The organism is Pseudomonas sp. 65/3-MNA-CIBAN-0223, assembly GCF_040310425.1.
Taxonomy (GTDB): Bacteria; Pseudomonadota; Gammaproteobacteria; order Pseudomonadales; family Pseudomonadaceae; genus Aquipseudomonas; species Aquipseudomonas gregormendelii.
Genome location: NZ_JBEOPV010000020.1, coordinates 106,086 through 113,061 on the forward strand (window position 1 = coordinate 106,086; position 6,976 = coordinate 113,061).

6 protein-coding genes are annotated in these 6,976 nt (G+C 58.9%); 2 read left to right on the forward strand and 4 right to left on the reverse strand.

The window, feature by feature from the left end; all coding sequences use genetic code 11:
* Window positions 1-5: 5 nt before the first annotated feature.
* The 4 genes from AAEZ09_RS22165 to AAEZ09_RS22180 all read right to left on the reverse strand — a co-directional run bounded on the left by AAEZ09_RS22165 (window position 6) and on the right by AAEZ09_RS22180 (window position 4,235).
* Window positions 6-1,439 carry an NAD(P)(+) transhydrogenase (Re/Si-specific) subunit beta gene (locus tag AAEZ09_RS22165; RefSeq protein ID WP_045059070.1) on the reverse strand — a complete coding sequence of 478 codons (1,434 nt, stop codon included), beginning with the start codon at window positions 1,437-1,439 and terminating at the stop codon, window positions 6-8.
* Window positions 1,439-1,762 (reverse strand): NAD(P) transhydrogenase subunit alpha part 2, encoded by a 324-nt coding sequence (locus tag AAEZ09_RS22170; RefSeq protein ID WP_007947884.1) that lies wholly within the window; start codon window positions 1,760-1,762, stop codon window positions 1,439-1,441. The genes AAEZ09_RS22165 and AAEZ09_RS22170 overlap by 1 nt, the downstream gene beginning before the upstream one ends.
* 15 nt (window positions 1,763-1,777) lie before the next feature.
* Complete coding sequence (locus AAEZ09_RS22175; RefSeq protein ID WP_045059069.1) at window positions 1,778-2,899, reverse strand: Re/Si-specific NAD(P)(+) transhydrogenase subunit alpha; 1,122 nt, start codon at window positions 2,897-2,899, stop codon at window positions 1,778-1,780.
* Window positions 2,900-3,335: 436 nt separating this feature from the next.
* Entirely contained in the window at window positions 3,336-4,235 is a 900-nt protein-coding gene (locus tag AAEZ09_RS22180; protein WP_205893956.1) for a LysR family transcriptional regulator, read from the reverse strand.
* A gap of 157 nt (window positions 4,236-4,392) precedes the next feature.
* Here AAEZ09_RS22180 and AAEZ09_RS22185 point away from each other — a divergent pair, with 157 nt between their 5' ends.
* On the forward strand, window positions 4,393-5,574 hold the full coding sequence (locus AAEZ09_RS22185) for an acyl-CoA dehydrogenase (RefSeq protein WP_045059067.1): 1,182 nt from the start codon (window positions 4,393-4,395) through the stop codon (window positions 5,572-5,574).
* Between the two features lie 13 nt (window positions 5,575-5,587).
* The gene (locus AAEZ09_RS22190) at window positions 5,588-6,808 is read left to right on the forward strand and encodes a CaiB/BaiF CoA transferase family protein (protein WP_350600785.1); all 1,221 of its coding nucleotides are present in this window, start codon (window positions 5,588-5,590) and stop codon (window positions 6,806-6,808) included.
* Window positions 6,809-6,976: the final 168 nt, after the last annotated feature.

Consider the following 6,976-nt stretch of genomic DNA (forward strand, 5'->3'; position numbering starts at 1 on the left):
AGGTTTTACTCGACGGCTTTGACCATGTCCTCGATGACCTTTTTAGCGTCGCCGAACACCATCATGGTTTTGTCGAGGTAGAACAGTTCGTTGTCCAGACCGGCATAACCACTGGCCATCGAGCGCTTGTTGACGATGATGGTCTTGGCCTTGAACGCCTCGAGAATCGGCATGCCGGCAATCGGCGATTTAGGATCGTTCTTCGCCGCCGGGTTGACCACGTCGTTCGCCCCGAGCACCAGTACCACGTCGGCCTGGCCGAACTCGGAGTTGATGTCTTCCATCTCGAACACCTGGTCGTAGGGCACTTCGGCCTCGGCCAGCAATACGTTCATGTGCCCAGGCATCCGACCCGCCACCGGGTGAATGGCGTACTTCACGGTCACACCGCGATGGGTGAGCTTCTCGGTGAGTTCCTTGAGCGCATGCTGCGCGCGAGCGACCGCCAGGCCGTAGCCAGGAACGATGATCACGGTATCGGCGTTGGTCAGCAGGAAGGTTGCGTCGTCAGCCGAACCGGATTTGACCGGACGAGCTTCCTTGGCGCCTGCAGGGCCGGCGTCTGCCGTGTTGCCAAAACCGCCGAGCAGTACGTTGAAGAACGAACGGTTCATCGCCTTGCACATGATGTACGAGAGGATTGCACCGGACGAACCCACCAGCGAGCCGGCGATGATCAGCATCGAGTTGTTCAGCGAGAAACCGATACCTGCCGCCGCCCAGCCCGAATAGCTATTGAGCATCGACACTACCACCGGCATGTCCGCGCCACCGATCGGGATGATGATCAGCACGCCCAGGACGAAAGCCAGGGCCAGCATCAGTGCGAAGGCACCGAGGTTGCCGGTGAGCATGAAGGTGATGCCCAGGGCCAGCGTTGCCAGGCCCAGCAGCAGGTTCAGCTTGTGCTGGCCACCGAACTGCACGGGTGCGCCCTGGAACAGGCGGAACTTGTACTTGCCGGAGAGCTTGCCGAATGCGATCACCGAACCGGAGAAGGTGATTGCACCGATAGCTGCGCCAAGGAACAGTTCAAGGCGATTACCCGCAGGGATTGCATCGCCCAGCTGCTTGACGATGCCCAGGGACTGCGGCTCGACCACCGCTGCGATGGCGATGAATACCGCCGCCAGGCCGATCATGCTGTGCATGAAGGCGACCAGTTCCGGCATCTTGGTCATTTCAACGCGCTTGGCCATGATCGAGCCGGCGGTGCCGCCGACCAACAGGCCGACAATGACGTAGCCGATGCCCGCGGTGGCGAGCTCAGCGCCCAGCTTGTAGATCAGGCCCACTGTGGTGAGGATCGCCAGGCCCATGCCGAGCATGCCGAACAGGTTGCCGCGTCGGGAGGTTGTCGGATGGGACAACCCTTTGAGGGCTTGGATGAAGCAGATGGACGCGATCAAGTAGAGCGTCGTGACTAGGTTCATGCTCATTACTTGGGCGCCTCTTCTTTTACGACTTTCGGGGCTTTTTTCTTGAACATCTCAAGCATCCTGCGGGTGACCAGGAAGCCACCGAACACATTCACTGCCGCCAGGGCCACGGCCAGAGTGCCCATGGTCTTGCCCAGCGGGGTCACGGTGAGCGCCGCAGCCAGCATGGCGCCGACAATCACGATCGCCGAGATGGCGTTGGTCACTGCCATCAAGGGGGTGTGCAGTGCAGGCGTAACGTTCCAGACCACGTGGTAACCGACATAAATCGCCAGCACGAAGATGATCAGGTTGTAGATACCGGGGGAGATAAGCTCTTCCATCGTCTGAATCCCTGCTTAGGCGTTTTTGCGGATGACTTGGCCGTCGCGGCACATCAGGCACGCGGCGACGATGTCGTCTTCGAGGTTGATCTCGAACTGGCCTTCCTTGTTGAAGACCAGCTTCAGGAAGTCCAGCAGGTTGCGTGCGTACAGTGCCGAAGCATCTGCCGCCACTGCGCCGGCCAGGTTGGTCGGGCCGCAAATGGTCACGCCATTCTCGACTACTACTTGGTCCGCCACGGTAAGCGGACAGTTGCCGCCCTGGGCTGCGGCGAGGTCGATGACCACCGAGCCGGGTTTCATCTGCGCCACGGTTTCCGCGCTCAGCAATGTCGGTGCCTTGCGGCCAGGGATAAGGGCCGTGGTGATGACAATGTCAGCCTGTTTGGCACGTTCGTGAACGGCCAGGGCCTGGCGCTGCATCCAGCTGGCAGGCATGGGCCGGGCGTAGCCGCCGACACCGACGGCGCACTCACGCTCTTCATCGGTTTCGTAGGGCACGTCGACAAACTTGGCGCCGAGGGATTCGATCTGCTCTTTAACGGCAGGACGCACATCAGACGCTTCGATCACTGCACCCAGGCGCTTTGCTGTGGCAATCGCCTGCAAACCCGCGACGCCGGCGCCGAGAATCAGCACCCGCGCCGCTTTCACGGTGCCCGCAGCGGTCATCAGCATCGGCATGAAGCGTGGATAGTGGTGAGCGGCCAGCAATACGGCTTTATAGCCGGCGATGTTGGCCTGGGAGGACAGCACGTCCAGGCTCTGGGCCCGAGAGGTGCGTGGCGCCGCTTCCAGGGCAAACGCGGTAACGCCGCACTCGGCCAGCTTGGCAATGGTTTCATTGCTGAACGGGTTGAGCATGCCCACCACAACGGTTCCGCTCTTGATCAAAGCGAGTTCGCTGTCGCTGGGAGCGACCACCTTGAGAATCAGCTCGGCACCAAACGCCTCATTGGCACTGCCAATAATCGCGCCTGCCGCTTCATAGGCACTGTCGACAACACTGGCATTGATGCCGGCGCCGCTTTGCACAGTGACCTTATGACCCTGGCCGATCAGCTTCTTGATGGTTTCCGGGGTTGCAGCAACCCGTGTTTCACCCGTCTGGGTTTCGAGAGGAACACCAATGTGCACGTCAAATCTCCTGCGTGATCTTATTGAGTAAACCCAGGCACTTCGGATGGTGCGAGCTGGGGCGGCCGATCAGCACGATCCCGCTAAATAAGGGCGGGGCGCGGCATTTTGCAGGCGAACTTTGCACCCTTCAAGGGATTATGATGCGTGACGGAAAATTAACTACAAGTCACCCCGTGACCGAATGTCGCAAGCATTCGGGCCAAGCCCTTGTTAATCGGGGCCTGCAGGGAGTTTTTGGAAGATTCTGGATTTCGCGCATGAGTCAGGTGAATGAGTAATTATCGCTAGGCAATACCGGCTCAAAGCCACGGTGGCACGAGCTTGTGGCACGATTGTGCTCCCTTCAAGTACAGTCTGCTTAAATGCGACAATTACTTATATCTGTAGGGCTTTGATTTACCTGACTACGAGGTCAGCTTATCGCTGTAAGTCGCTAGGACTCAAGGCTATAGCCCTGTGCTTGATTGACCAGCCAATCACGAAAAGCCCTCAAAGAAGCCGATTCGACCTTTCGCTCTGGAATCATGAGGTAATAGGCCTTGATGCTCGACAGCGCATTTGGGTTCGCAATCACCAGGCGTTTCTCCGCCAGCTCACGCTGAATCAGGAAAGGCGGAATCAGCGCGATGCCCATCTCGTGCATCGCTGCCTGGGCGAGCATGGAGAATAGCTCGTAGCGCGGCCCTGTCATGTCCCGCGGGATATTAAGGTGCTGCGAGTTGAACCATTGGCGCCAGGCATAGGGGCGGGTGGTCTGCTGCAGCAGTGGATACTCTGCAATTTGGGCGGGTGTCAGCGAATCCTGGTGTCCAAGCAGGTGCGGGCTGCAGACAGGCATCGGATTTTCCCCCATCAGCCTGTGGGATTCAGTACCCGACCAATCGGCGTCGCCAAAGTAGATAGCCGCATCGAAATCCGTGTCGGCAAACAGGAAGGGGCGGGTCCGGTTGGTCAGGTTGACGGTTACTTCCGGATGCTTGTGCTGGAAGTCTTTCAACCGAGGCAGCAGCCACTGTGTGCCAAATGTCGGCACCACAGCGAGTTCGATGACGTTGGCGCCTTGCTGACCCATCACCGACAAGGTATCGCGCTCAACCGCGTCCAGCTGGGTGGCCACTCGCCGGCTGTAGGAAAGCCCGGCTTCGGTCAGTTTCACTCCGCGACGAGAGCGTCGGAACAGTTCGACACTCAGGAACTCCTCGAGGCTGGCGATCTGTCGGCAAATGGCGCCCTGCGTCAGCGAAAGCTCCTGGGCTGCCTTGGTAAAGCTCTCGTGGCGCGCAGCCGCTTCAAAGCTGATCAGGGCGGTTGTACTGGGGATTTTTCTGCGCATGTACCTCAACCTCACTAATCCATCGCATGATTCGACTTTGGCGATGTTACGGAGTGAGAAATTAGCACAACAGTATGCAAAATCCTCGTTTGCCCTTGCGCTTGGGCAGGCCTAGGATCAATCCACGTTATTTGATGCCTTTCGAGAGGACTTGCTCATGGCCGGTAAAGCTAGCTTCAACTGGATCGATCCGCTGCTGCTGGATCAACAGCTCACTGAAGAAGAACGCATGATTCGCGATACCGCCGAGCAATTCGCTCAGCAGAAGCTGGCGCCGCGTGTTCTGGAAGCTTTCCGTCATGAAAAGACTGACCCGGCGATCTTCCGCGAGATGGGTGAGGTGGGCCTGTTGGGCGCAACCATCCCTGAACAATACGGCGGCAGTGGACTGAACTACGTCAGCTATGGCCTGATCGCTCGTGAGGTTGAGCGCGTCGACTCCGGTTACCGTTCGATGATGAGCGTGCAGTCCTCGCTGGTGATGGTGCCTATCAATGAATTCGGTACCGAAGCGCAAAAACAGAAGTACCTGCCGAAATTGGCGTCGGGTGAGTGGATCGGTTGCTTCGGTCTGACCGAGCCTAACCACGGTTCCGACCCGGGAGCGATGATCACCCGTGCGCGCAAGGTCGAAGGCGGCTACAGCCTGACAGGCAGCAAGATGTGGATCACTAACAGCCCGATCGCCGACGTGTTCGTGGTCTGGGGCAAGGACGATGCCGGCGATATCCGCGGTTTTGTACTCGAGAAGGGCTGGAAAGGCCTGAGCGCACCGGCAATTCACGGCAAGGTAGGCCTGCGGGCATCGATCACCGGCGAAATCGTCATGGACAACGTGTTCGTTCCTGAAGAGAACATCTTCCCGGACGTGCGCGGCTTGAAAGGTCCGTTCACCTGCCTCAACTCCGCCCGCTACGGCATTTCCTGGGGCGCGCTGGGTGCGGCTGAGTTCTGCTGGCACACCGCTCGTCAATACACCCTGGATCGTCAGCAGTTCGGGCGTCCTTTGGCGGCCACTCAGTTGATCCAGAAAAAACTGGCCGACATGCAGACCGAGATCACCCTGGCATTGCAAGGCTGCCTGCGTCTGGGTCGTATGAAAGACGAAGGCACTGCAGCGGTCGAGATCACCTCGATGATGAAGCGCAACTCCTGCGGCAAGTCCCTGGATATCGCGCGCATGGCTCGCGACATGCTGGGCGGCAACGGTATCTCCGACGAATTCGGCGTTGCACGGCACCTGGTCAACCTGGAAGTGGTGAATACCTACGAGGGCACGCATGACGTTCACGCGCTGATCCTTGGTCGCGCCCAGACTGGCCTGCAGGCGTTCTACTAATAGGAGAACGGCCATGGGCGCGCTTTCGCATCTGCGGGTACTGGATTTATCACGCGTACTGGCCGGACCCTGGTCCGGGCAGATCCTCGCTGACCTTGGCGCTGAAGTGATCAAGGTCGAGCGCCCGGGCAATGGTGATGACACGCGCGCCTGGGGCCCGCCTTTCCTGAAGGATGCCTATGGCGAGAACACCAGCGAAGCGGCTTATTACCTGTCCGCCAATCGCAACAAGCAATCGGTGACCATCGACTTCACTCGCCCTGAAGGGCAGAAGCTGGTGCGCGACCTGGCGGCCAAGTCGGACATCCTGATCGAGAACTTCAAAGTCGGCGGCCTGGCTGCTTATGGTCTGGACTATGAGTCACTGAAGGCTATAAATCCCAATCTGATCTATTGCTCGATTACCGGATTCGGCCAGACCGGCCCCTATGCCAAGCGCGCTGGATACGATTTCATGATCCAGGGACTTGGTGGCTTGATGAGCCTCACCGGGCGGCCTGAGGGTGATGAGGGCGCGGGGCCGGTGAAGGTTGGCGTCGCCCTGACGGACATATTGACCGGGCTGTATTCGACCGTCGCGATTCTGGCAGCGCTGGCGCATCGGGTTCACAGTGGCGGCGGCCAGCACATTGATATGGCGTTGCTGGATGTCCAGGTGGCCTGTCTGGCTAACCAGGCGATGAACTACTTGACGACCGGTAATGCACCCAAGCGCTTGGGCAATGCCCATCCAAACATAGTGCCTTATCAGGATTTCCCTACGGCGGATGGTGATTTCATCCTTACCGTGGGTAACGATGGGCAGTTCCGCAAGTTTGCCGAGGTGGCGGGTCGGCCACAGTGGGCTGACGATCCGCGGTTCGCTACCAACAAGTTGCGGGTGGCCAATCGTGCCGAACTGATTCCTCTCATTCGCCAGGCGACCGTATTCAAGACAACCGCCGAGTGGGTGTTGCAGCTCGAGCAGGCGGGCGTGCCCTGCGGGCCGATCAACGACCTGGCGCAAATGTTTGCCGATCCCCAGGTGAAGGCGCGAGGGCTGGCGATTGAACTGCCCCACGCGCTCGCTGGCATGGTGCCGCAAGTGGCGAGTCCGATTCGCCTGTCCGAAACACCGGTGGAATACCGTAATGCGCCGCCTTTGTTGGGAGAGCACACGCTGGAGGTGCTGCAGCGGGTGTTGGGTCTGGATGCTGGTGCGGTGGCCGCCTTCAAGGGAGCCGGGGTGCTTTAAGCTGTTCCTTCTATATAGAGGTGTACTTATATAGAAGGAAAGGCGCGTTTTCGGCCCTTTCCTAACTAATTGATGGAAAAGCAGAATTTACGCTTGACGGCAGATCTCAGGTGTCTATAATTCGCCCCACTTCCGGCGCAGTCGAAACGGAAAACTCCTTGGTAAACA

Excerpts from the sequence above, each read along its gene's own strand:
- AAEZ09_RS22190 (WP_350600785.1), top strand. The coding sequence starts at position 5,588 with ATGGGCGCGCTTTCGCATCTGCGGGTACTGGATTTATCACGCGTACTG.
- AAEZ09_RS22170 (WP_007947884.1), bottom strand. The coding sequence starts at position 1,762 with ATGGAAGAGCTTATCTCCCCCGGTATCTACAACCTGATCATCTTCGTG.
- AAEZ09_RS22185 (WP_045059067.1), top strand. The coding sequence starts at position 4,393 with ATGGCCGGTAAAGCTAGCTTCAACTGGATCGATCCGCTGCTGCTGGAT.
- AAEZ09_RS22180 (WP_205893956.1), bottom strand. The coding sequence starts at position 4,235 with ATGCGCAGAAAAATCCCCAGTACAACCGCCCTGATCAGCTTTGAAGCG.
- AAEZ09_RS22165 (WP_045059070.1), bottom strand. The coding sequence starts at position 1,439 with ATGAGCATGAACCTAGTCACGACGCTCTACTTGATCGCGTCCATCTGC.